The following is a 24510-nucleotide window of genomic DNA, read 5'->3' on the forward strand; positions in this document are numbered from 1 at the left end:
TGGTGAGGGGTGATCCCACGGCTCGATGAGTGGCGAATGCCAACCGAAACTCGAAGAAAGAACCTCTGAAATGCCCCCTCTGATCCGCCTGCTTGCGAAGCGGTTGGGAACCTCGCTGATCGTCCTGATCGGGGTTTCCATCCTGATCTTCGCGATTGCCCGGGTGATCCCCGGCGATCCGGCCCGCATCGCGCTTGGCCCGAATGCGACCGCCGACGCGGTGGCGGTCTTGCGCGAGAGGCTGCATCTCAACGAGAGCGTCGTTGCCCAATATGGCTATTTCGTCAGCGATCTCGCCCAGGGCGATCTCGGCGTGTCGCTCTACACCAACCGCCCGGTCACGACGGACATCGCCGAATTCCTGCCGGCGACGATGGAGCTGGTGATCATTTCCGGCCTGATGATGGTGCTGCTCGGCGTGCCCCTGGGCATAATCTCGGCCCGCTATCGCGGCACCTGGGTCGATCACACTGCCCGTTTCGTCACGCTGCTCGGCGTCTCCGCCCCCGGTTTCGTCTGGGCCGTCATCCTGATGCTGCTCTTCTCCTATTTCACCCATTTCTTCCCGATCGCCGGCCGCATCTCCGACAATTTCACCATCACCCCGGTCACAGGCTTCATGCTGATCGATACGCTGATCGCAGGCAACTTCACCGCCTTTGGCGACGCCATCTGGCACATCATCCTGCCCGCCTTCGCGCTGGCGCTTTCCGGCATCGGCCAGGCGGCGCGGCTGGTGCGCTCCAACATGGTCGAGACCTATGACAAGCCCTATATCGAAATGGCCGAGGCCTATGGCTTTCCGGAGCGCAGGATCGCCGGCAAATATGCCTTCCGCCCGTCGATGATCCCCTCGCTCACCATTATCGGCCTGGATTTCGCCTCCATGCTCGGCAACGCCTTCCTGGTCGAGTACGTCTACGCCTGGCCCGGCCTGTCGAAATACGGCGTCGCCGTCATCCTGCGCAAGGACTTGAACGCCATTGTCGGCACGGTGCTGATCATCTCGGCCATGTTCCTCATCGTCAACATCATCGTCGACTTCATGGTCTCGATCATCAATCCGCGCATCCGGCTGTCGCAGAGGGCGTCATGAAGAAAACGCTCCTCATTCTGCTCAGCAACCCGCTGTCGCTGATCGGCCTGATCCTGGTGGCGATCGTCGTGCTCTCGGCCGTGTTCGCCGACTTCATCACGCCTTTCCCCGAACATGTCGGCGCCGTCGTCGACTTCTCCAACTTCAACCAGCCGCCGCATTGGCCCAACATTTTCGGCACCGACCTGGTCGGCCGCGACCTCTTCACCCGCGTGGTCTTCGCCTATCGGGTGTCGCTGATCCTCGGCGTCGTCGTCTTGGCCATCGCGGTGCCGATCGGCGTCACCATCGGCCTTGCCGCCGGCTATCTCGGCGGCTGGACCGAATATCTGCTGATGCGGCTGACCGATGTCTTCCTGTCGATCCCGCCGCTGGTGCTCGCCATGTCGATCATGGGCGTGCTCGAGCCGACGCTGACCAATGGCATGATCGCCGTCACCGCCATGTGGTGGCCCTGGTATACGCGGCTGGTCTACAACGTCGCCCGCTCCGAAAAGGAAGAAGGCTATGTGCTGGCCGCCGAGGTCATCGGCGCCTCGAAAATGCACATCATGTTCCGCGAGATCCTGCCCAATTGCGTGCCGTCGATCATCACCAAGATGACGCTCGATTTCGGCTTCGTCATCCTCATCGCCTCGTCGCTCTCCTTCCTCGGCCTCGGCGTCCAGCCGCCAACGCCGGACCTCGGCTCGATGGTGTCGGACGGCGCCAAATACCTGCCCGACAGCTGGTGGCTCACGGTGTTTCCCGGCCTCGCCATCCTCGTCGCCGTCTTCGGCTTCAACCTGATTGGCGACGCGCTTCGCGAAATCCTGGGAGTCGACCAATGACCGCACCGACACTCAGAATTGACAATCTGCGTCTGGGCTTCAAGACCTGGTCGGGCATGAGCGAAGTGCTGCATGGCATCTCGCTGCATATCAGGAAGGGCGAGCGCGTCGCACTTGTCGGCGAAAGCGGTTCCGGCAAGTCGGTCACCGCCCGCATCGTGCTCGGCATGCTGCAATCCCTCAGGACGGCGCGGATTTCCGGCACGGTCGAATTCGAAGGTACGGATCTGGAAAAGCTCAGCTATGCCGACCGCCACCGGCTGCGCGGCACCAAGATGTCGATGATCTTCCAGGACCCTACCTCATCGCTCAACCCGGTCTACACCATCTTCACCCAGTTCAAGGAAGTGCTCGAACGCGCCGAGCCCGGCATCGGCAACGATGCCGCCCGCCGCAAGGCTTCGGAAGCCTTGAAGGATGTCGCAATCACCGAACCGGACCGGGTGCTCGATTCCTACGCCTTTCAGCTCTCCGGCGGCATGAACCAGCGCGTCATGATCGCCATGGCGCTGGTCAACAATCCCGCTTTGCTGCTCGCCGACGAGCCCGGCACGGCGCTCGACGTCACCGTCCAGGCCCAGACACTGAAGCTGATGTCGGAGCTGGTCGAGAAGCACCACACCGCAGTGCTGTTCATCTCGCACAATCTCGGCGTGGTGCGCGAATTCGCCGACCGCGTCTATGTCATCTACAAGGGCAATATCGTCGAGCAGTGTTCGACTGAAAGACTGTTCGCCGCGCCGCAGCATCCCTACACCAAGGCGCTGCTCGCCGCAGTCCCCCGCATCACCGGCGGCGGTATTCCCGACATTTCCGACGATCCCGCGACTTTTTTGGCCCCGCTCGTCGCCCATACCGGCTTCAGCGAGAAGGAGTTACTCTCATGAGCAAGCTTCTCCAGGTCGTGGATGTCTCCAAGGAATTCTCTGTCAACGGCCGCAAGGTCCAGGCGCTCGACCATGTCTCCTTCGACGTCGAGCAAGGCGAATGCCTGGCGATCGTCGGTGAATCCGGCTCCGGCAAGTCGACCATTGCCAACATCATCCTCGGGATCTACGCTGCCACCTCCGGCCGCCTGATCTTCAGGGATAAGGACCTGCCGGCGAAACGCGAGAAGGAACACCGCCGCGCCATCCAGCTGGTACAGCAGAACCCGCTGTCCTCGCTCAATCCCCGCCGTTCCGTCGGCGCCTCGCTCAGGCTGGCGCTCGATGTCCACGAGATCGGCGACAGAGCGGGCCGGGCGAAACGTACCGAACAGCTTCTGGAGGAAGTAGGCCTCCCCACCGATTTCAGGACGCGGTCCCCTTCCGCTCTGTCCGGAGGTCAGCGTCAGCGCGTGGCGATTGCCCGGGCGCTGGCCTGCCAATCCGAACTGGTCGTGCTCGACGAGCCGACTTCGGCGCTCGACGTGCTGGTCCAGGCCCGCGTGCTGAAGCTGCTCAAGGACCTCAAGGACAGCCGCGGCCTGACCTATGTGTTCATCACCCATGACCTCTCGGTCGTGCGCAACATCGCAAACCGCGTCGCCGTGTTCGAAAAGGGCAAGCTCGTCGAGCTTGGCGACACCGACGCGATCTTCGAACGTCCTGCCCACCCCTATACGCGCCGCCTGATCGGCGCAGTCCCCGTCGTCAGCCGAGAGGAAGCGGCCCTGCGCGACAGCATTATGGAGAATGGAAATGCCTGATTACGAGAATTTCGTCGCCGCCGTCGCGGAGACCGGCCAGCCCCAGAAGGCCTTCGCGGCGCTGGAACAGCTGACCCGTGACCTCGTCGGGGTAAAACTCTTCACCGTCATGACCAGCGACACCAACAAGAAGGTCGCCGAACGTGTCTATTCCAACATGCCCGATGCCTATCCGGTCTCCGGCACCAAGCCCTATAACGAGACCTACTGGTCCGACATTACGCTGAAAGAGAAGCGCACCTTCGTCGCCAACACCATCGAGGACATTTCCAAGGTGTTCGACGACCATCCGCTGATCAAGTCGCTCGGCTGCGAGAGCGTTATCAATGTGCCGATCACCGTCGACGGCATGGTCATCGGCACGATCAACTGCCTGCACGAGGAAGGTTTTTATACCGAAGACCGCGTCAAGGCGGCCGATGCGCTGAAACTGCCCGGCACCGTCGCCATGCTGCTTTTGGCAAAATCCAGGGAGGCTGATCAGGCATGAGCACGAAAACCATCCGCGTCGCCACCGATGTCGGCGGCACTTTCACCGATCTGGTCTGCTTCGAGACCGATCACGCAACCGGACAGTCGCGGGTGACGACCGCCAAATCCGACACGACGCCGCCCAATTTCGAAGAGGGCGTGCTGAATGTACTGGAGAAGGGTAGCGTCGACCCGAAATCGGTGGATTTCCTCGCCCATGGCACCACCGTCGTCATCAATGCGCTGACCGAGCGCAAGGGCGTGAAAGTCGGCCTGATCACCACCGAGGGCTTTCGCGATTCACTCGAAATCGCCCGCGGCAACCGGCCGGATTTCTTCAACCTGCATTACCAGAAGCCCGCACCCTTCGTGCCGCGGTATCTGCGTGCCGAACTGCCCGGACGCTTCACCTATCACGGCAAGGAAACCAGGCCGCTCGACCTCGCCGGCCTGCCCGGCATACTCGAAGGTTTCAAGGCCGAGGGCGTGCAGGCGATCGCCATCTGCTTCCTGCATTCCTATGCCAATCCCAGCCACGAGCAGCAGACCCAGGCCGAGGTGCAGCGCCTCTGGCCCGGCATTGCCACCGTCTCGTCGCACCAGATCACCCGCGAATGGCGCGAATATGAGCGCACCAGCACCACGGTGCTGTCGGCCTATGTGCAGCCGGCCGCGGAACGCTACCTGCAGCGCCTCAACCAGGGCCTGTCGACCAAGGGTTTTGATGGCAACCTGTTCATCATGCAGTCGAACTGCGGCGTCGATTCACTCGAAAGCGTGTCGAAGATCCCGATCACCATGGTCGAAAGCGGCCCCGCCTCCGGCTTCTGGGGCGCGGCCGAACTCGGCAAGCTGATCGGCGAGAACAACGTGCTGGCCCTCGATATCGGCGGCACGACCGCCAAATGCTCGCTGATCGAGGACGGCAAGGTCAGGATCATGACCGATTACTGGATCGAGCGCAGCCGGCTCTCCTCCGGCTATCCGATCATGGTGCCCGTCGTCGATCTCGTGGAGATCGGCAACGGCGGCGGCTCGATCGCCTGGGTCGACGATTTCGGCAAGCTGCATGTCGGCCCGCAATCGGCCGGCGCCATGCCCGGCCCAGCCGCTTATGGCCGCGGCGGCACCAAGGCGACCACCACCGACGCCAATCTCTGGCTCGGCCGCATCAACCGCGACTATTTCTGCGGCGGCGCCATCAATGCCGACATGGTCTCGGCGAAAAAGGCGCTCAATGACGTCGCCGAAAAACTCGGCGGCAGCGCCGACGACGTGGCGCGCGGCATCATCCGCATCGCCAACAACAACATGGTCAATGCGCTGAAACTGGTGTCGCTCAACCGCGGCCACGATCCGCGCGATTTCACGCTCGTCGCCTTCGGCGGCGGCGGCGGCATGCATGCCGTGGCGCTCGGCGTCGAACTCGGCGTCAGGAAGGTCGTCATCCCCGCCGGCGCCTCGGTGTTCTCGGCCTGGGGCATGATGATGTCGGACCTGCGCCGCGACTATTTCATGACCAAGCTCGCCGATCTCAGGACCGGTGCCGGCCAGGTGATCGAAGGCGTCTTCGCCGAGGCCGAAGCACTGGCGCTGAAGCAATTCGGCGAGGAAGGCGTGGCCAGGGACAAGGTGAAATTCCTGCGCTACGGCAAGTTCCGCTACCAGAACCAGGAACACACGACCGAGGTGCTGGTCGAGGGCGAAGTCACCGATGCGCGTCTCGCGGCCATCGAGACCGCCTTCCACGAAACCTATGAGCGCGAATATACCTATCGCCTCAAGGCCCCAGTGGAACTGGTCGGCATCCATCTCGTCGCCTCCGCCGAGGTCGGCAAGCTGACGATGAAGGAACAGAAGAAAGGCTCAGCCGATGCCTCGCCGGCGCTGAAGGGCGAACGCGACGTGGATTATGCGCTGGAAGGCATCCACAGGGCGAAAATCTATGACGGCGAGAAATTCACCCCCGGCATGACTTTTACCGGCCCGGCCGTGGTCGAGGACCCCGGCACGACCATCGTCATCCATCCCGGCAACCGCGTCGAAGTCGATGGCTTCGGCAATATCCACATCCATCTCCAGGGAGCGTGAAAATGACAAAGATTTCCCACGATCCGATCACGCTGGAAATCATCCAGAACTCGCTGCAGGCCACCGCCGACGAGATGTTCGCCGCGATGAAGAAGACGGCGATGAGCTCGATCATCTATGAAGTGCTCGACATGGGCACCGGCATCACTGACGCCCAGGCCCGCCTCGCCTCCTCCGGCGCCGGCATTCCCGGCTTCATCGGCGTGCTCGACAAGGCGGTGAAAGTGCTGGTGAAGAAGTTCGACAAGCCAGGCGATATCGAGCCCGGCGACGTCTTCATCACCAACGACCCCTATTATGGAGGCGTCACCCATCTCAACGACCTCGTCGTCTGCATGCCGGTCTTCGCCGAGGGCCGGATCATCGCCTGGACCGCCAATATCGCCCACAATTCCGATGTCGGCGGCAAGTCGCCGGGGTCGCTGTCGGCCGATGCGACGGAGATCTTCCAGGAAGGCATTCGCCTGCCGGCGATCAAGATGATTTCTAGGGGCGAGCCGATCCCCGGCATTTTCGACATCATCACCGTCAATTCGCGCATGCCGGATTTCCTCGAAGGCGATCTCTGGGCGGCCATCGCCGCCGTCCGCATCGGCGCCAGGCGCCTCGTCGACCTCGCCACCAAATATGGCGTCGACACGTTCGAGGCCGCCATGGCCGGCTTCATGGACCATGGCGAGAAGGTGGCGCTCGCCGCCCTTGCCGACCTGCCGCACGGCACGTTCGAACTGACCGAAGAGCAGGACGACGGCCGCATGTTCAACGTCAAGGTGACGATATCGGACACTGAATTCGTCGTCGACCTCCGCGACAATCCCGAACAGGATCGCGGACCCTCCAATGCCGGCTATGACGACACGCTCGTCTCCATGCAGGTGATCTTCAAGGCGCTGACCGCCCCGGATTCTCCGGCCAATGAGGGCTCGTTCAGGCCGCTCCGGCTGCTCACCACCGAAGGCACCACCTTTCATGCCAAGGAACCCGCCGCCGTCGGCTTCTATTACGAACTCGGCATTCGCGGCTACGACCTCGTCTGGCGGTGCCTGGCGCCACACATTCCGGAGAAGCTGCCGGCGGGCCATTTCTCCTCGATCGCCGGCACTTTCATCGGCGGCATCCATCCCGATACCGGCCGGCAATATACGATCATCGAGCCGCAGATCGGCGGCTGGGGCGCCTCCAGGGGCCGCGACGGCAACAGCGCCATCTTCTCCGCCGTCCACGRCGAGACCTACAATTGCCCGGCCGAGATTTCCGAAGCCCGCAACGGCCTGTTCGTCGACCGCATGGAGCTCAACACCGATCCGGGCGGCGAAGGCCAATGGTCCGGCGGACACGGCATCCGCATGGATTACCGCATCCGCCGCGACAATTCCTTCCTCACGCTGGGCTACACCCGCTCCCGCATCGTCCCCTGGGCGCTGGACGGCGGCGAGCAAGGCACCGGCAATTACTGCCTGGTCATGCGCACCGACGGCACCCAGGAACGCTACGCCTTCGGGTCGGGTATCCGCGTCGATACAGATGACGTCATCCGCATCATCACTGGGGCCGGTGGTGGTGTCGGTGATCCCAGGGAGCGTGATGTGGAAGCGGTCCAGCGGGACATCAAGAACGGGATGATCACGCCGGAGCGGGCGAAAGCGGTGCATGGGGTGGGCTGAGGCGCCGTCAAGCCGCCTCTTAACGAGAGGGTATCGCCAGAGACACCCCCCTCTGTCCTGCCGGACATCTCCCCCTCAAGGGGGGAGATTGGATGGGGGCATCGCCCTGCCCCAAACAACCGTCGGAAACCCAGTTGTCGGCAGATATTTGAGCCGATGAGTGTGCCTCTGGCCAATCTCCCCCCTTGAGGGGGAGATGTCCGCCAGGACAGAGGGGGGTGTCCCTGGCACCGTCCCTAAATACAAACCGAAAGGGAATGCCAATGCCCACCCCCCTCAAGATCATGTATCTCAACCCCGTCGCCGACAATCCCGACGTTGACCCGATCTTCGCCGACATGGCCCGCGACCACAAACTCCCTGGCACCGAAATCCACATCACCGCTCTCCCCAAGGAAGACTACGGCTTCTCCCACATCGAATTCCGCACCTACGAAGCCCTGGTCACCCGCGGCATCCTGCGCGCCGTCCGCGCCGCCGCTGCCGAGGGTTTCGACGCGCTGGCCATCGGCTGCTTCTACGACACCGCACTCCATGACGCCCGCGAAATCTCCGGCGAGATGATCATCACCGCCCCCTGCTTCGCCGCCTGCGAGATTGCATCCACCCTCTCCAACCGCTTCGGCATCATCATCGGCCGCAAGAAATGGACGCACCAGATGCAGTCCAACGTCCATGCCTATGGCCATGCCGAGCGCCTTGCCGGTTTCTACGATGTCGGCCTCGGCGTCGATGACTTTCAGAAGGACCACGCCGAAACCAACCGCCGCCTGCTCGCCGCCGGCCGCAAGGCGGTCGAGGATGGCGGCGCCGAGGCACTCATCCTCGGCTGCACGATGGAAATCGGCTTCTACAAGCAATTGGAGCGCGCACTCGGCGTGCCCGTGATCGACCCGTCGATCGCGGCCCTGAAACGCGCCGAATATGCCGCCATCCTCAAGCGCCAATGCGGCTGGGTCCGCTCGCGCAAAGGCTCCTGCGAAGCGCCAACCGAGGAAGAAATGGCCCGCTTCGATGCTTTCGGCAGCAACGCGCCGGTGTTCGGCAGCCGGATCGTGGTGGAGGCGGCGTGATCAAGAGGGTTACTCCTCACCAACTTCGGCCACGAGGAGCTTCTCGCATTTGGAAAAGGACCCTCTCTGGCCTGCCGGCCATCTCCCCCACAAGGGGGGAGAAGATTCACGGCTCGCTCCTTGCCTCGATTGTGGCTCCGAGGGCGCAGCTGGGTTAAGCCCCTCCCCCTTGTGGGGAGGGGTTTGGGGCGGGGTCTTTCTTGCCGCCGGCGAGAGATGAAACAACGACCACAACAATACCAAAAGGAGAAACCCATGACCGAACAAACCGCCAAACGCCTCGCCGCCCTGCGTGAAAAAATGACCGCCACCGAAACCGGCCTCATCGCCCTCGGCCCCGGCTCGCACATGCAATGGCTCTTGGGCTTCCACCCGCATCCCGACGAGCGCCCCTGCCTGATCCTGGTCGGCCGCGAGAAGCAATGCTTCCTGATGCCGGTTCTCAATGCCGAAGGCAGCCGCGAATTCACCGACATCGAATTCTTCAACTGGGCCGATGATGTCGGTCCCGACCAGGCGCTCGCCGACGCGCTTGCCGCCATCGACGCCACCGCGCCCGGCAAGGTGGCGCTCGACGAAACCATGCGCGCCGATTTCGCCCTGCTGCTGCTCGACGCCCTGCCTGCCGATACAGCCCGCACCTTCACGCCCGAAACCGTCGGCGCGCTCCGCATGCGCAAGGATAGCGACGAATACAGAAAGATGAAGATGAATGCCGGCATTGCCGACCGCGCCATGCAGGCCGCCTTCGGCGCCATCAAGCCCGGCATGACCGAAAACCAGGTCGCCGACGCCATCAAGGGCCATTTCTCCTCCGAAGGTGCGTCGCCGCAATTCTATATCGTCGGCTCTGCCGGCAACGGCGCCTTCCCGCACCATTCCGCCAGCGAGCGCGTCATCCAGGAGGGCGACGCCGTGGTCATCGACATCGGCGGCCGCAAGCAGGGTTTTCCGAGCGACATCACCCGCATGGCGGTGATCGGGCAAGCCCCGGAAGGCTATGGCCAGATCCATTCGATCGTCGAAAAGGCCGTGCAAGCGGCGCTGAAGGCCGCCCGCCCCGGCGTGCTCGCCAGGGAGGTCGACGCTGCCGCCCGCCAGGTGATCAGCGACGCCGGCTACGGCGAATATTTCGTCCACCGCACCGGCCACGGCATGGGCATAGACGGCCACGAGCCGCCCTATATCACCGCCACCTCGGAAACCGTGCTCGAAGAAGGCATGGTCTTCTCGATCGAACCCGGTATCTACCTCCCCGGCCGCTTCGGCATCCGCCTGGAAGACATCGTCATCCTGCGCGAGGACGGGCCGGAGATTCTGTCGACGCTATCGCGCGAGACGCATTTCGTGCAGGTGTGATGGGTGTGGCGCTCGTGTGAGCGGGCGCCACCTCTGTAAACGGATTGACACTGCACATCTGTGAACTATAATTCACAATATGATCGAAGTCCGCCAGACCAAGATTTTCCTTGAATGGCTGCGGAGCTTGAAAGATTCGCGCGCGCAGGAGCGAATTGCCCAACGCATTGTCAGAGTTCAGTCAGGTTTGCTTGGCGACGCCAAGTTTTTCGACGGCATCGGAGAGTTACGCATCGACTATGGGCCTGGCTACCGCCTCTACTTCGTCCAGCGCGGAAAGGTTTTGATCATCCTGCTTTGCGGTGGCGACAAAGGGTCTCAATCAAGGGACATCCAGCGCGCCAAGGAAATAGCGAGGGATATGCGCCATGACAGTTGAAACCCTGCCCTTCGATGCCTCTGAATTCCTGGAAAGCCCGGAAGCGCAAGCCGAACTGATTGCCGACGCCTTCGAAAGCGGTGACGCTGCCTATATAGCGCATGCGCTCGGCATCGTTGCCAAGGCAAGAGGCATGACCAGCATCGCAAAAGATGCTGGCGTCACCCGCGAGGCCCTCTACAAAGCCTTGAGCGAGACCGGCGATCCCAAACTCTCGACATTGCTCGGCGTCGTCAAGGCTCTGGGACTACGGCTGTCGGCGACGCCCGAAACGCATGCCCCGGCGGCTCAATAAACCCCGTAACTCTTGCACACCTTGGCGATCTCCGCGTCCTTCTCGTCGGCCATCTGGATCGAGGCGAAGCCGGCCTTCTTGTCGCTGCCGGGCGGTGTCAGCAGGCCGAAGAAGGCTTTCGTCTTGGCGTGCTCTATCTGCTTCTGCTTGAAATTGGCAAAGCCGCAGACCGGCACCGCGCCGTCATCGGTCTTCTTGTTGACGAAGAAGATGCGGCGGAAGGTGACATAGGCGGGGTTCTTGAGCTGTTCGCGGATCGCATCCTTGATCAGCGGCATCCAGTCACCGGGCGGCGTCGTGCCTGCGGCGAAAGCGGGTTGAGCAATGGCGAATGCCAGCAACAGGGCGGCAGGGGCGAATCTCGACATGACCATTTCCTCCGATTTTCACGCGGGAAGAAAGCACAAGTCGATCAAACCGTCGAGAGTTAAGGCGCTGATTGTGTGCAAGGGGCAAACAAGGCGGCCTGCGAGAACTCTCGCCAGGCGCTCAGCTGCGCTTGACAAAATACCTAGCAGTCCTATGTTAAAGTCAAATGGAACGGGACTGCTCGTTCGGCGTCGGGCCTCCGGGACTACCTGGAGGCTTTTCGCTTTTATGGAAAGATTTTCAAGCCGAATCCTTCTAACCTTCCATCCGGTCCCCTGCGAAACTTCGGTTCTACCAAGTCGTAAGCACGATTGGGCTGTTCAGGGTCGATAACATGCCTGGCAATGGGATAAGCGACCAGATCGGCGAGCTGAAGCCCGGTTGAATTGTGCTTTTTGTCCATGAAACGGATATCGAGGTTGGGCATTCTGCCAACGCGGTTTTGGCCATCGGCAATTCGCCGAAACTCCAATTCCAACTTGGTATCCTCTGGTGCGCCGCGCTTTTCGACCAGAACATGCGTGAGACTATCGGTTTGCTCATGTTCACGAAGCCACATTTGAAGGCGCTCCATGCAAAACCCTAACGCCATTTCGTAAGGGTTCTGCGGGTCCACATACCGATTGATGTGCTTCTGCTTGTCTATGGCGGCTGCGATAATTGTAAAATCGGAGCCCGCAACAAAATCGTTTATGCGATCAAAAAACATGTTGCGCGTATTCTCATTAAGAAGAATATTAAACTCGCCATGGCGTTTTCTGATTTCGTAGTTATGGAAAACAACGCAGTCATGCCCCCAAAAGTCAAACTTGAGATTTTGAGCGCTAGGGACAATATTGGCTGTATATTCGGTTTTTCGGACAATCAGAAAAACCAAAACGAATACCGGATTTTGCGGATTTATGGGGTTTAGACTATGATCCCCACTTTCATCGACATAAACGATATAATCGCCAAACCTCATAAGCTCGTTTAACATAGTGCCGGAGTTTGTGCAACTTGAGCGAGGGTTTTAGACAGCTATGAGGGGGCGTTCTACTATAATGCTGGGCGGGATCACTCTTGTCCTGTCCGGGTGCTTCGGCTGGTTCGCGATGGCTGACGACGGCCAGATCTACACCCTGTACCGGAATAGCCCGCTTGATGCCATGATGCGGATTCACATCGCCACCTTCGACACTTCAGACGGCGAGGCATACAACCAGGAAAACTGCGGCTTGGCGGCGAGCTTATTTCAGGCGCAACCTGGCGTCACTACCAAGTTCTGGTGCGAAAAAGGACGCTATCACAAATAATCGTCGGCCCAAAACAGCTATCGATGGCTCCCCGTCATTTAACCGCCCCCTGGCTCAGCCCGCGAATAAACTGCCGTGAAAAAATCACGTAGAGCAGCACGAGCGGCACGATACCGAGCGACAGCGCAGCCAACAGCGCCGGATAATCGTTCATGAACTGGCCTACGAATTGCTGCACGCCGAGCGTCACCGTCTGGTTCTGCTTCGAAGGTGCGAGAATCAGCGGGAACCACAGGTCGTTCCACACCGGCAGCATGGTCAGCGTCGCCACGGCCGCCAGCCCCGGCCGGACGATCGGCAGCGCGATCAGGAAGGTGCGGAATTCGCCGGCGCCATCGATGCGCGCCGCCTCCTTGAGTTCGGTCGGCACGGTGCGGAAATAGGCGACCATCAGCGTCACCGCGATCGGAATGCTCATCGCCGTATAGACCAGGATCAGCGAGGTCAGCGTATCGACCAGCCGCCAGGCGATCATGATTTCGAGGATCGGCACGGTGCCCAGCCGGATCGGCAGCATGATGCCGACGACGAACAGGCCGGCCAGGACCGGTGCCATTTTCAGCTTGTATTCCACCAGCGCGAAGGCGGCCAGAGCCGAGGTCACCACCGTCAGCACCACGGTCGTGACGGTGACGATCAGGCTGTTGAGATAATTGTCGGCGGTATTGCCGCGGGTGAAGACGCGCGCATAACCATCGAGGCTGAAAGTGCGGCCATGCGGCAATTGGAACGGCCCGAGGAAGATGCCGGGCGTCGTCTTGAACGAATTCATGATGACCAGCAGGATCGGGCCGAGCGCCAGCGCCACGAAGAACAGCAGCAGCAGGTGCACGGTGATACGCTCGGCCGGCCAGCTCGATCTGCGCTTGCGGGTTTGTTGCGCCATGGCCTGCCTCACAGCTGGACTTGTTTGAGCCTGCGCAGCACCAGCCAGAAATACAGCGCGGTGACGACGAGGATGAGGGTGAAGATCACGGTGGCGACGGTGGCGCCGAGATCGAGATCGGCAATCTGGCCGCTCGAACCAAAGAAGGTGCGGTAGAACAGCGTCCCGAGAATGTCGGTCGAATAGTTCGGCCCGGGTGCCGAGCCGTTGAGCGCAAAGATCAGGTCGAAGCCGTTGAAGGTCCAGATATAGGTGAGGATGCAGATCAGCCCGAACTGCGGCAGGATGATCGGGAATTTGATGCCCCAGAAAATCCGCCAATTGCCGGCGCCATCGATCCGCGCCGCCTCGACAATATCCTCCGGCACGGCAATCAGCGCCGAATAGAGGAAGATCATGGGAATGCCGACATATTGCCAGACCGACATCAGCGAGATCGTCGGCAATGCGGTGAGCTCGTTGCCGAGCAACGGAAAGCTGACGAAGCCCCAGAGCGGATTGATGATCAGCCGCCAGATGAAGCCGACGATGACGACGGAAAGCGTCGCGGGGATAAAGAGCAGCGTCCGGTAGGCGCCTTCGGAACGCTTCAGCAGGCCGGAGGTCAGCAGCGCCGCCATCAGCAGGCCGACGGGGACTTCGACGATCAAGTGGATGAGGAAATATTCGAAATTGTTGACCAGCGCATTCCAGAACCGGGCGCTGGTGACCGGGTGGGTGAAGAGCGTGACGTAGTTCGCCAGGCCGACAAAGGTCCGGCCGCCGGGGGCGTCGGAATCGAAGAAGCTCATCAGGATCGAGGCGACCAGCGGCAGCACAGCGAAGGCGAGGTAGATGGCGAGCGCGGGGAGGACGAAGAGGATCAGGCTGCGGCGCTGGGTGGTGAGGATGTGGGATTTAGGCATGCAGCGACGCCCCTTCGATAGCGGCGGCCTCTTTCACGCACTGTGTGTGGGGCATACCCCCCTCTGCCCTGCCGGGCATCTCCCCCTCAAGGGGGGAGATTGATGCGCGGCTGCCGCTCGCCCCGATCTCAAAGCTTGCAGTAGAACCGAGAGTGCGCCCCCAGCCAATCTCCCCCCTTGAGGGGGAGATGTCCGGCAGGACAGAGGGGGGTAGCCCCAGGCTCCGAGTTGGGGGTAACCCCACACACCAATCAGCAAGAGAAAGAAACTGCGTCACTCAGGTCTCCGTGGACCGATATCGATAGACAAACAAAAGCCCCACGCACCGCCCCTGCGGCGCGTGAGGCCTCGACCTTACGGCTTACTTCTTCTGCGGACCATACCAGGAAGACAGGCCCTTCTGCAGTTCGGCGACCGCCTTTTCCGGCGTCACGTCGTCGCCGTTCATCATCGTCTGCAGCACGCGCCAGGTGTCGTCGTCGAGCGGCGGATTGCCCGAGCTGAGCCGATCCAGCGCAAGGCGCGGGGTGAGCTTGGCGCCCGTCTTCAGGTCAGCCCATTTCTGCGCCAGCGCATTCTTGTAGGTCACCTTCTGGTCGCTCATGGCGAAGAAGCCGGGGGCTTCGTTGACATAGGCTTCCTGGAATTCCGGGCCGGCGAGCCAGTTCAGGAAGGTCTTGGCGGCGTCCATATGCGCGCTCTTCGAATTGATGCCGATCGCCATGTCGGGCATTTCCTGCAGATAGCGCTGGTCACCATCCTTGGCCACCGGCGGGCCGAACACGCCGACATTCAGGCCCGTCGAGGCCGCCTGGTTGATGTCCCAGGAACCGTCCGGCAGGATCGCCGCCTTGCCGATGGTGAAGAGCTGCGTCATGTCAGGATAGTTGAGGCTCTGATAGCCGCTCGGCAGATAGGGCTTCCAGGCGTCGAATGCTTTGAACGCTTCGACGAATTCCGGATCAGTCAGCTTCTTGGAGCCATCGATCAGGCCGAGCCGGCCTTCCTCGCCCTTCCAGTAGGTCGGGCCGATACTGTAGAGGCCGTTATAGGCGAGTTGCCAGGATTCGGCCGAGCCATAGGCGAGCGGCTGGTATTTGCCGCTGTCCTTGATCTTCTTCAGCACGGCGATGAATTCGTCTTGCGTCTTCGGCGGCTCGAGGCCCAATTCCTTGAAGATATCGACATTGTAGAAGAAGCCGGCGAGAACGGCGGCCACCGGCAGGCAGAAGGACGTGCCCTTGTCGTCGGCCCAGGCGGCGCGCGACGTGTCGTCAAAGTGCTTGAGGCCTTCGAGCCCGGTCAGCGGTGCATAATAGCCGCGCTTGATCCAGTCGCGGTTGACGTCGAACGGGCGGCAGGTGATCAGGTCGGGGCCGGCGCCGGCCTCCATCTGCGACTGGATCGCCGCATTGTATTCATTGGTATTGATCGGAGCGAATTCGACCTTGATGTCGGGATGCTTCGCCTCGAACAGCGGCAGGATCTTGTCCTGCCAGACCGCCAGGTCTTCCGTGCGCCAGCTGCCCAGCTTCAGGGTAACGGCATCTGCGGCAAGGGCGCTGCCGGCCGCGGCCATCAGGCCCAGCGAAGCCAGCACGCACCCCATCAATCCATGTGAACGCATTGGTAGTCTCCCCTTTTATGAAAGGTTTTGAAATTCCTCCGCCGCGGCGGTTCTCCCTCCCGCAGCCAACTTTCGGAAGATACCTCCTAATACCAGTTATGACAAGATATCTTTTTTATTTCCCATTTTTGTCTTATGTGGTATGCATCGGCGAAATAGAAATTTAGCAGATAAGAACGGGGAGGAATGCATGATCGGGGTGGGAATGCTCGGTTCGGGCTTTATCGGCGATTGCTATGCAGATTCACTCCTCGATGTCCGCAATGCCGAACTCGTGGCCTGCACGTCGCGCAACGTCGAGCGTTCGGCCGAGTTTGCCCGGAAATGGGGACCCGGCGTCACCGCCCACCCGACCATGGATGCCGTCTGCGCCGACCCACGGGTGCAGGTCGTCGTCATCGCGCTCCCCAATGAGGCACATCTCGACGCCACCCGCATCGCCGCCAGGCATGGCAAGGCGGTGATCTGCACCAAGCCGCTCGCCCGCACCGAGAAGGAAGCGGCGGAAATGCTGAAGATCGTGCTCGATGCTGGCATCTGGCACGGCTATGCCGAAAGTGCGGTGTTTTCGCCCAAGATCGCCAAGGCCTATGACATGCTCAAAGCCGGCGGCATCGGCAAATTGCTGACCATGCGCGCCCGCGAAGGCCATTCCGGCCCGCATGCGCCGCATTTCTGGAACGCCGAGACGGCCGGCGGCGGGGCGCTGCTCGACATGGGCTGCCACACGGTCGAATCGGCCCGGCATTTCTTCGGCAAAGACAATCCAGTCGTCGAGGTCATGGCCTGGGGCGCCACCATGGTGCATATGGACAAGACCACCGGCGAAGATGCCTGCATCGTGCTGCTCAAATTCGCCGGCGGCGAGCTCGCCTCGCTCGAATCCTCCTGGATCGAGAAGGGCGGCATGCAGCTGCGCCACGAGCTTGTCGGCTCGGAAGGCCGCATCGTCACCGACAGTTCCGTCGGCCCGGTCTGGGGTTTCGTCAGCCATTCGGTCGGCTATACCGTCGAAAAGGCCGACAGCGACACCGGCTGGGTCTATCCGGTGCCGGAAGAAACCCGCGCCTACGGCTTTTCGCAGCAAATGCGCCATTTTGTGGATTGCTTCGCCGCCGGCAAAGCGCCGATGGAAACCTATGAGGATGGTGTTATCGTCAACCGGATTATCGATGCGTGCTATCGCTCGATGAAGACGAAGCAATGGGAACAGGTGGCGGCAAACTGATGGTTGGCAAGGTCGGCACGGTGGCGCGCCTCGACGAGAATTCACCCGAACCGCTCTGGCAGCAGGCTGCCCGGGCGATCACGCGCGAAATCGCCTCAACGAAAATGCCGTCCGGCAGTCGCCTGCCGCCTGAACGCGACCTCTTGACCCGCCTCTCCATCAGCCGCGTGACCCTGCGCAAGGCGCTGCACAGCCTGGTAAGCTCCGGCGTGCTGGTCTCCTCGCATGGCCGCGGCTGGTATGTCGCCACCGAAGCGCATCAGGAATTTCCGCAGACGCTGGAATCCTTCAGCGAGACTGCCGCCCGGCTGGGCCTGACGCCCTCTTCCGAAGTGCTGCGCGCCCAGGAAGCGCCGGCCACGCTGGATGAAGCGGAAGAACTCTCGGTCGCGCCGGGCTCGCCGGTCTTCCACCTCGAGCGCGTGCGCAAACTGGATGACGTGCCGGTCGCCGTCGACATCTCCTACTTTCCCGCGATCCGCGGCCTGGACGTCTCGGCAATCGATTTCTCCAAGGCGTCGCTCTTCCGCCTGCTGATGGATGCCGGCTTCGACCTTGCCCGCGCCGATTCGACCATCGAGGCGCGTGCCGCCGATGCGACGCTGGCGCGCCATCTCGGCATCGAGACCGGCATGCCGGTGCTCGCCATGTGGCAATTGATCGAGGACGCCAATGGCCGGCCGGTCTGCTCGTCCTCCATCACCTATGCCGGCGATCGCTATCGCCTGAGAACCAGCTTTTCCCGCATCGGCAAGCCTGCCGGATAGATCATCGAGGGGACCGAACCGCAATCGCAATTTTCGCGACGACATGGAGAGCCCGGAGGATCGCCTCGCGGGCACCGGTCGAACGCGGCCTGAATTCTGAAGGAGACAGACGTGGTCAAGGGTTACATTTCTCTCGCCGAAGCGCGCGCCGCCCAGGCCGACCGGCTGGATGCCGCAGTCGCGGCAATCGGCGGCGAGGTTTTTCGCGCCCGCGAGGCCGGCGCGCTGGCTGGTCCGGGGCCGATCTTCCTCGGCATCGGCGCCAGCTTTGCGGCGAGCGCCGCCGCTGTCTGGACGCTGCGCGCCCGCGGCGTGCATGCGCTCAGGCTCAATGCCGGCGAATATCCCATCCCCTTTCCCGCCACCGATCACCCGCTGATCGGCGTGTCGCAGAGCGGCAAGAGCGCCGAGACGCTCGCCGTGTTCAATTCCATCGACCCGACACTGCGCATTTCCGTCGTCAACGCCAAGGATTCACCGATCGCGGCGATCTCCGCCGCCAATATCTCGCTCGGCGCCATTCCCGACAGCTATGCCTCGACCATCGGCTACACCGCCACTGTGATGGCGCTGGGCATGGTGGCCGAAGCCTGGAACGACGGCGAGATCGACCCGTCCTGGGCCAACATCGCGCCAGCCGTCCGCGCCGTCGAAACCCTGCTCGCCGAACGTATCAACGAACTCGTAAGCCGGCTAAACGACGCCCATTATGCCGATTGCGCCGCCATCGCCTCTTCCGTCGGCTCGGCCGAAGTCGGCGCGCTGCTGCTGCGCGAAATCGCCCGCATCCCCGCCACCGGCATGTCGACGCGACAATATCTGCACGGCGCGATGGAATCGGCCGGCCGCGGCGCCCATATCCTCTTCGGCGACGAACGCGAGATCGAGCTGGCAAGCACGCTGGCCCGCGCCGGCCATGAAACCATTCTCGTCAGCCCGCTCTCCGTCGCCGAGGAAGCCCATCTCAGCCATATCGCGCTGCCGTCTGTCTCGCCGGCGCAGCGCCCCATTCTCGAAGCCGTGGTCATGCAGACGCTCGCGGTCGAAACTGCTATAGCCCGCGGGCTCGACCCGGATGCCTTCGTCTTCGAGCACAATGACACCAAGGTTGCCTGACATGACCTATGCACTGATCGCGCTAGACATCGGCGGCACCAAGGCGCATCTCGTCATCGAAACCCTCGACGGCAAGCGCATCATCGACACGCTGATCCCCAGCCAGGATTGGGATGCCGAGCCGGTCGCAGAAGGTGCGGCCTGGATCGCCGGCAAGCTCAAGGCGCATGTCCCCGCCGACCTCAAAATCGCCTCGCTGGCCTTCGGCGCCCAGGGCATCAACAGCGCGACAATCGCCCGCGACCTGACCGCCGAACTGGCCAAGCTCGGCTACCAGGCCACCGCCGTCAACGACGCGGCACTGATCGTCGCCGCCGCCGGCTTCGACCAGGGCATCGGCATCATCGCCGGCACCGGCGCCATCGGCGTCGGCAAGGATGCTTCCGGCGCCCACATGGCCGCCGGCGGCTGGGGTTCGGTCATCGGCGACGAGGGCGGCGCAGCAGCACTGGTCCGCGAAGCCACCCGAGCAGCACTCAGGGCACTCGACGAAGGCAGACCGGACGATGGCTTGCTCTCTGCCCTGATCGCAGACTTCGGTGTCGCCGATGCCGAGCGCCTGACCCGCAAGGTCAATGACGAACCGACCGCCGAGAACTGGGCGCCGCATTGCCCCGCCGTCTTCGCCGCCGCCGACGCCGGCTCGGCCCTGGCGCAGCGGGTCATCAAAGAGGGCGGCGAATATCTGGCCGCCCTGGTCGGCCAGCTCCTCGCCCGCGGCGCCGCTGGCACCGATATCGTCGTCGCCGGCAGCGTGATCGTCAACCAGGAGAGGCTGTTCGATGCATTTGCCGCCGCGGTGAAGGCGGCCCATCCGGGGCTCAGAATCCACAAGCTGAGCGTCAGCCCCGTCGAAGGCGCCGTGTTCCTGGCGCGCAAGACCGCTTGAGGCGACGATCCGATTTTTCGTCGCAATGCCGGTTCGCTCCTTTAAATCTTAACCCCGATACCGCATATTCAGCTGCGATCGTTGAAGCGAGGGCTTGGGTGAATGGAACCGGCAAACATGCCTGAAACAYGTCGCAAGCTGACGACGATCTTCTCCGCCGACGTCCAGGACTATACGCGCCTGATGGGCATCGACGAGGAAGGCACGCTCGTCACCCTGAAGCGCTATCGCGACGCGATGTCGGCGGTGATCCAGTCGCATGGCGGCCGGGTGATCAACACCTGGGGCGACGGCCTGATCGCCGAATTCCCCAGCGTCGTCGAGGCTGTCCGCGCTGCAATCGATACCCAGAACGAACTGGCAGGCTACAATGCCGGCACGCCGAGCGAAAAGCAGATGCTGTTCCGCATCGGCATCAATCTCGGCGACGTCATCGAGGTCGGCGACGACATCTATGGCGACGGCGTCAACATCGCCGCCCGCCTGCAGGGCTCGGCCCTGCCCGGCGGCATCGTCATTTCCAACACTGTCTACGACCAGGTCCGCAACAAGGTGACCGTCGCCTTCGATTTCCTCGGCCCGCTGCAGGTGAAGAACGTCTCCGAGGCCGTGCCGAGCTATTCGGTCCGCGTCGGCGAAGCGCCGGCCGCCGGCCGGGAACGCTCGCGCGACGTCCCGCAGCACCCGCCAAGACCACCGGCTTCCGACAGGGAAGAACTGTTCTTCCAGCCCGGCAGCCCGGCCATGTATCGCGGCCTGGCCGGTGCCGCGATCATCGTCACGCTGGTCAACCTCTTCACCGAGCCCCACGATTTCTGGGCCAAATGGCCCCTCACCGTCTTCGCCATCGTCGCCGCGCTTCAATGGTCCCGCACCCAACGTCGCTTCGACCGCCGCACCACCTCGCTGATCGTCATGGGCCTCGGCCTGGCGGCGATCAATGTGCTCACCGGGGGATTGTGGGTGCAGTGGCCGCTGCTGGCGATCGCGGTCCTGATCACGCTCCGGTGGCTGGGGTTGCGGCGGTAGTCAGTAGGGCTTGGTCAGCGGTCTTGGCAGGACCCTTCGAGGCTTCTCCGGCTGCGCCGAAAAAGTGCTCAGGGTGAGGGAGAATGTGTGGCGCCGTGGGTGCCCCAATCTCCCATTGCACCAGGTGTGCTTGTGGCACTGCGTGCACCCCAATCTCCCCTTCTTGACGCGTGCTTGAGGCACCGCGAATGCCAAATCGGGAACGTCGTCGACAATGATGCAGCAGGTGCTGGATCCTCGGTACCGCCGGCGGCATCAGGGGCGGACAACTTGTTCGACTGCAGGATCGGTGCTATTTTAATTCCCGAAAATAGGACACGCTCTGGGGGTAGGACGTCCCCTTGTATATCGGCCCGCCTGACGGGTTGAACATAGCCCAAGCGGTCCAAATGATCAGAGTGCGTTCGGCATTGCCTGCCCCTGGCAGGCGGGGGAGGAACAGCGCATGACGAGGATCGTGATCTATGGGGCGCTCGACGATGACTTCAACGAGGAATTGTGGAAGACGGACGGGACGGCGGCCGGAACCGTCGAGATCACACCGGGTCTGAATGCGAATCAAGGCGGAATCAACCCGGCATTCCTCACGCTCCTCGGCAAGCATCTGTTCTTCGAGGGCACGAATGCGAACGGCAAATTCGGCCTCTGGGAAACCGACGGGACCGCGAAGGGGACGCACGAGGTCACCGGCATCCACAAGGCCAATCCGGACGGGCTCGGCCCGGGTTATTTCACAGCCTACAGGCACAAGCTGCTCTTTCGCGGCGAAGCCGGGGTCTCGGGCAATGAGGTGCCGGGCCTCTGGATGACCGACGGGACCGCGAACGGGACGGTCGAGATCGGCGGCGTGGGCAACAAGCAGATCGCCAATGCCTATTCGGGCGGCCTGCTGCCGAGCGATCCGCACTTCACCGCGTTCGGCAATATCGTGCTGTTCAACGGCCGCGACAAGGCCGGCAATGTCGGGCTCTGGGAAACCGACGGCACGGTGAAGGGGACATTCGAGCTTGCCCCGATCAAGGGCGCCGTCAAGGTCGGAAGTCCGGGCAGCGATATTCAGCCGCGCGACTTTGCCGTGGACGGCAACAAGGTTCTGTTCGCCGGGGCCGACCTGCGGGACACGCCCGGCTCGCTTTGGGTGACCGACGGGACCGCGAAGGGAACGCACGAGATCGGCGGCCAGGGCAATAAGGACATCAAGGGATCGCCTGATGGTTTCAACCATCAATTTACCTCGGAGCTGCCGATGGGCATCCAGCCCGAGGGTTTGACGACCTTCGGCAAACTCGTCCTGTTCGCGGGCTATGACGACACGCTCAATTCCAGCGGCTACTATGCCCACACCGATGCGCTCTGGGTCAGCGACGGCACGGCGGCGGGCACGGTCGAGATCGGTGGCCACAGCAATAAGGGGATCAAGGGCGCCAATGCGGCCAAGGATGGCGGGTTGTTCTGGAGCGGCAGCATCGCCTATCCGGATTTCACCGTCCTAAACCACAAGGCATTGTTCGTTGGCTACGATTCCCACGGCCATGTCGGCCTCTGGAGCACCGACGGCACGGCAAAGGGCACTGTGGAGGTGGGCGGCCTCGGCAATGCGGGGGTCAAGGGCGGTTTACGGCTCGATGGCACGAGCAACCCCGATTTCACCGTCTACGGCGATGTCGCCGTCTTCCACGCCTATGACGGCAGCAATCATTCGGGGCTCTGGGTGACGGATGGCACGGCGAAGGGGACCCACGAGATTTCAACACCTGATTTCGGCAGCCCGAATTCCGTCGAAGGGCCGGATTTCACGGTCTTGAACCTCGCAAGCAGCAAGACATCCAAGCTGACGGCTCATGCGAACAAGGTCACGGAGGAATCCGGCGCCGACGATACCATTCATGGTACGAAAGGGCACGACCGCCTGGTTGGCGGCATTGGCGACGACCTGTTCTGTGGCGGCAAAGGGTCCGATACCTTCGTTTTCGCCTCGGGCGGTGGCCATGACGCAATCGCCGACTTCAAGGTCGGGGATCACGATGTGATCGATTTGAGAGCGTTGTCGGAAATCGACAACTTCGATCAACTGAAGCATCATATCGAAGACACCGACAAAGGCGCCCTCGTTACCGCTGACGACGGATCGACGATGCTGATCAACGGCGTGCATGTCGAGGATCTCAGCCGGGATGCGTTTGTGTTTTGACGCGTTCACGCGGGATCACAGGTGGATTATCTCAGGGAGGTGCGTGCCATCAGGCGGGCAACGGGGAAGGTTGCGCCCGGTCAGGGCGATTTTGAGCCGGGCTGGCCGGTGCTGCGATCATCGTCACCCTCGTCAACCTCTTCACCGAGCCCCACGACTTCTGGGCCAAATGGCCTCTCGCCGTCTTCGCCATCGTCGCAGCCCTGCAATGGTCCCGAACCCAACGCCGCTTCGACCACCGCACCTCCTCGCTGATCGTCATGGGCCTCGGCCTGGCGGCGATCAATGTGCTCACGGGCGGATTGTGGGTGCAGTGGCCGCTGCTGGCGACCGCGATCTTGATCGCGATCCGGTGGCTGGGGTTGAGGCGGTGATGTCTCGTCGGTAGGGCTGTCGGCGGTCAAGTGCCGGCGAATAGCGGGCAACTGTCCGCGGATCTTGCTTGACGCCAGGCGAGCGATGCAATCAATTTCTGCTGATTGCTAACCGAGCTCCGCTGCCCGAGGAATATTCTGAAAAAATTTGCTTTCTTGACTTTCTCACTGCTGATCTCGGCCACCGGTGCTCGCGCTCTCGAGCATGAAAACTACTACGTTATTCAGCATGTGGAGTTGACCTGGTTTCAAAACGCCTTCGTAAATCGAGTCTGTCCCACACATGGAGGGTTTAAGGCCGACGATGGAATGGAGTTCGGCGCGTCATTCACTGAGAGAGCCAGTGGTTTCTGGGGATATGAAATGAGATTGTATGGGCTCATCCAGGGATTGGCCTGGCTGAAGACTTACGGCGTCACGTTCAAAGGGGACATGACACTATCAGATGCCGATGAGAAAAAAGTCTGCCTGAAATTTCGGGCGCAAAGGACCACGCGCTGGCGCACGCTGCCCGACGTGGCACAATGATGGGGAGGCGCATGCAAGAAGTAAAAAAAGCAAAGTCCCCCGCCGATTTCGAACTGGTTTTTGGCCAGGGAATTCACCCCTTCTATCTCGGCATGGAAGCCGATCAAGTCCTCGAAGCTGCCGTCGGCTGGAAAACGGTATTTTCAGAGCGAGATCCGGGGGGAATTGAGATTCACTTTGAAAAAGGCGGGAAGATCATAGAGGTCTGCTTGATCGATCGCGTCTCTGGGAGTGGTGTAGCTCGGCTTTGTGATCGCCGTGCTTTCCGGCTGAGCCGGGAATGGGTCAGCGAGCGGCAGCGGGCAGGCTGATTAACGGATCATCGCTCATTTGTGCGATGGTCTCAAGGGTCATGTAA

At 61.9% G+C, this 24510-nt stretch carries 25 protein-coding genes; 20 read left to right on the forward strand and 5 right to left on the reverse strand.

Going from position 1 to position 24510, the window contains the following annotated elements; translation table 11 throughout:
- Nucleotides 1-70: 70 nt before the first annotated feature.
- From AC1DYF_RS30735 to AC1DYF_RS30785, 11 genes are all read left to right on the forward strand, one after another.
- Nucleotides 71-1096, forward strand: coding sequence for an ABC transporter permease (locus AC1DYF_RS30735; protein WP_477881405.1), 1026 nt, complete (start codon nt 71-73; stop codon nt 1094-1096).
- Nucleotides 1093-1926: an ABC transporter permease gene (locus tag AC1DYF_RS30740; RefSeq protein WP_477881406.1), complete on the forward strand. Its 834-nt coding sequence runs from the start codon at nt 1093-1095 to the stop codon at nt 1924-1926. The genes AC1DYF_RS30735 and AC1DYF_RS30740 overlap by 4 nt, the downstream gene beginning before the upstream one ends.
- On the forward strand, nt 1923-2813 hold the full coding sequence (locus AC1DYF_RS30745) for an ABC transporter ATP-binding protein (RefSeq protein ID WP_477881407.1): 891 nt from the start codon (nt 1923-1925) through the stop codon (nt 2811-2813). Before AC1DYF_RS30740 ends, AC1DYF_RS30745 begins: the two co-directional genes overlap by 4 nt.
- Nucleotides 2810-3616 (forward strand): ATP-binding cassette domain-containing protein, encoded by an 807-nt coding sequence (locus AC1DYF_RS30750; protein WP_477881408.1) that lies wholly within the window; start codon nt 2810-2812, stop codon nt 3614-3616. Before AC1DYF_RS30745 ends, AC1DYF_RS30750 begins: the two co-directional genes overlap by 4 nt.
- Complete coding sequence (locus AC1DYF_RS30755) at nt 3609-4106, forward strand: GAF domain-containing protein (RefSeq protein ID WP_477881409.1); 498 nt, start codon at nt 3609-3611, stop codon at nt 4104-4106. Before AC1DYF_RS30750 ends, AC1DYF_RS30755 begins: the two co-directional genes overlap by 8 nt.
- Entirely contained in the window at nt 4103-6178 is a 2076-nt protein-coding gene (locus AC1DYF_RS30760) for a hydantoinase/oxoprolinase family protein (protein ID WP_477881410.1), read from the forward strand. Before AC1DYF_RS30755 ends, AC1DYF_RS30760 begins: the two co-directional genes overlap by 4 nt.
- Before the next feature lie 2 nt (nt 6179-6180).
- A complete protein-coding gene (locus AC1DYF_RS30765) occupies nt 6181-7842 on the forward strand; it encodes a hydantoinase B/oxoprolinase family protein (protein WP_477881411.1) in 1662 nt (553 codons plus the stop codon).
- A gap of 263 nt (nt 7843-8105) precedes the next feature.
- Nucleotides 8106-8915, forward strand: coding sequence for an aspartate/glutamate racemase family protein (locus AC1DYF_RS30770; protein WP_477881412.1), 810 nt, complete (start codon nt 8106-8108; stop codon nt 8913-8915).
- 255 nt (nt 8916-9170) lie between these two features.
- Nucleotides 9171-10274, forward strand: a complete 1104-nt coding sequence (locus tag AC1DYF_RS30775) for a M24 family metallopeptidase (RefSeq protein WP_477881414.1) — start codon at nt 9171-9173, stop codon at nt 10272-10274.
- A gap of 79 nt (nt 10275-10353) precedes the next feature.
- Nucleotides 10354-10653: a type II toxin-antitoxin system RelE/ParE family toxin gene (locus AC1DYF_RS30780; protein ID WP_477881415.1), complete on the forward strand. Its 300-nt coding sequence runs from the start codon at nt 10354-10356 to the stop codon at nt 10651-10653.
- Complete coding sequence (locus AC1DYF_RS30785) at nt 10643-10948, forward strand: addiction module antidote protein (protein WP_477881416.1); 306 nt, start codon at nt 10643-10645, stop codon at nt 10946-10948. The genes AC1DYF_RS30780 and AC1DYF_RS30785 overlap by 11 nt, the downstream gene beginning before the upstream one ends.
- Here AC1DYF_RS30785 and AC1DYF_RS30790 read toward each other — a convergent pair.
- Nucleotides 10942-11316, reverse strand: coding sequence for a hypothetical protein (locus AC1DYF_RS30790; RefSeq protein WP_477881417.1), 375 nt, complete (start codon nt 11314-11316; stop codon nt 10942-10944). The two genes, AC1DYF_RS30785 and AC1DYF_RS30790, sit on opposite strands and share 7 nt — an antisense overlap.
- A gap of 227 nt (nt 11317-11543) precedes the next feature.
- On the reverse strand, nt 11544-12281 hold the full coding sequence (locus AC1DYF_RS30795) for a DUF3800 domain-containing protein (RefSeq protein ID WP_477881418.1): 738 nt from the start codon (nt 12279-12281) through the stop codon (nt 11544-11546).
- 79 nt (nt 12282-12360) lie between these two features.
- Between AC1DYF_RS30795 and AC1DYF_RS30800 the strand changes: the two genes are divergently transcribed.
- Entirely contained in the window at nt 12361-12612 is a 252-nt protein-coding gene (locus AC1DYF_RS30800; protein WP_477881420.1) for a hypothetical protein, read from the forward strand.
- Nucleotides 12613-12646: 34 nt separating this feature from the next.
- Here the strand turns inward: AC1DYF_RS30800 and AC1DYF_RS30805 are convergent, their stop codons facing one another.
- The 3 genes from AC1DYF_RS30805 to AC1DYF_RS30815 all read right to left on the reverse strand — a co-directional run bounded on the left by AC1DYF_RS30805 (nt 12647) and on the right by AC1DYF_RS30815 (nt 16030).
- Entirely contained in the window at nt 12647-13498 is an 852-nt protein-coding gene (locus tag AC1DYF_RS30805) for a carbohydrate ABC transporter permease (RefSeq protein ID WP_477881422.1), read from the reverse strand.
- 8 nt (nt 13499-13506) lie between these two features.
- Nucleotides 13507-14403 (reverse strand): carbohydrate ABC transporter permease, encoded by an 897-nt coding sequence (locus tag AC1DYF_RS30810; RefSeq protein WP_477881423.1) that lies wholly within the window; start codon nt 14401-14403, stop codon nt 13507-13509.
- A gap of 361 nt (nt 14404-14764) precedes the next feature.
- A complete protein-coding gene (locus AC1DYF_RS30815; RefSeq protein ID WP_477881425.1) occupies nt 14765-16030 on the reverse strand; it encodes an ABC transporter substrate-binding protein in 1266 nt (421 codons plus the stop codon).
- A gap of 190 nt (nt 16031-16220) precedes the next feature.
- On the opposite strand from AC1DYF_RS30815, the gene AC1DYF_RS30820 reads away from it, so the two are divergent.
- The 8 genes from AC1DYF_RS30820 to AC1DYF_RS30855 all read left to right on the forward strand — a co-directional run bounded on the left by AC1DYF_RS30820 (nt 16221) and on the right by AC1DYF_RS30855 (nt 24463).
- The gene (locus tag AC1DYF_RS30820; RefSeq protein WP_477881427.1) at nt 16221-17258 is read left to right on the forward strand and encodes a Gfo/Idh/MocA family protein; all 1038 of its coding nucleotides are present in this window, start codon (nt 16221-16223) and stop codon (nt 17256-17258) included.
- Complete coding sequence (locus AC1DYF_RS30825; RefSeq protein ID WP_477881429.1) at nt 17234-18025, forward strand: GntR family transcriptional regulator; 792 nt, start codon at nt 17234-17236, stop codon at nt 18023-18025. The genes AC1DYF_RS30820 and AC1DYF_RS30825 overlap by 25 nt, the downstream gene beginning before the upstream one ends.
- Nucleotides 18026-18136: 111 nt before the next feature.
- Nucleotides 18137-19141, forward strand: a complete 1005-nt coding sequence (locus AC1DYF_RS30830; RefSeq protein WP_477881430.1) for an SIS domain-containing protein — start codon at nt 18137-18139, stop codon at nt 19139-19141.
- 1 nt (nt 19142) lies between these two features.
- Nucleotides 19143-20030: an N-acetylglucosamine kinase gene (locus AC1DYF_RS30835; RefSeq protein ID WP_477881432.1), complete on the forward strand. Its 888-nt coding sequence runs from the start codon at nt 19143-19145 to the stop codon at nt 20028-20030.
- 117 nt (nt 20031-20147) lie between these two features.
- On the forward strand, nt 20148-21059 hold the full coding sequence (locus tag AC1DYF_RS30840; protein ID WP_477881436.1) for an adenylate/guanylate cyclase domain-containing protein: 912 nt from the start codon (nt 20148-20150) through the stop codon (nt 21057-21059).
- Nucleotides 21060-21504: 445 nt separating this feature from the next.
- Nucleotides 21505-23250 carry a hypothetical protein gene (locus AC1DYF_RS30845; protein WP_477881438.1) on the forward strand — a complete coding sequence of 582 codons (1746 nt, stop codon included), beginning with the start codon at nt 21505-21507 and terminating at the stop codon, nt 23248-23250.
- Nucleotides 23251-23780: 530 nt separating this feature from the next.
- Nucleotides 23781-24152: a hypothetical protein gene (locus AC1DYF_RS30850; RefSeq protein WP_477881439.1), complete on the forward strand. Its 372-nt coding sequence runs from the start codon at nt 23781-23783 to the stop codon at nt 24150-24152.
- Between the two features lie 11 nt (nt 24153-24163).
- Nucleotides 24164-24463 carry a hypothetical protein gene (locus AC1DYF_RS30855; RefSeq protein ID WP_477881440.1) on the forward strand — a complete coding sequence of 100 codons (300 nt, stop codon included), beginning with the start codon at nt 24164-24166 and terminating at the stop codon, nt 24461-24463.
- The last annotated feature ends 47 nt before the right edge of the window (nt 24464-24510 follow it).

Source organism: Rhizobium sp. P2_G9 (genome assembly GCF_056403475.1).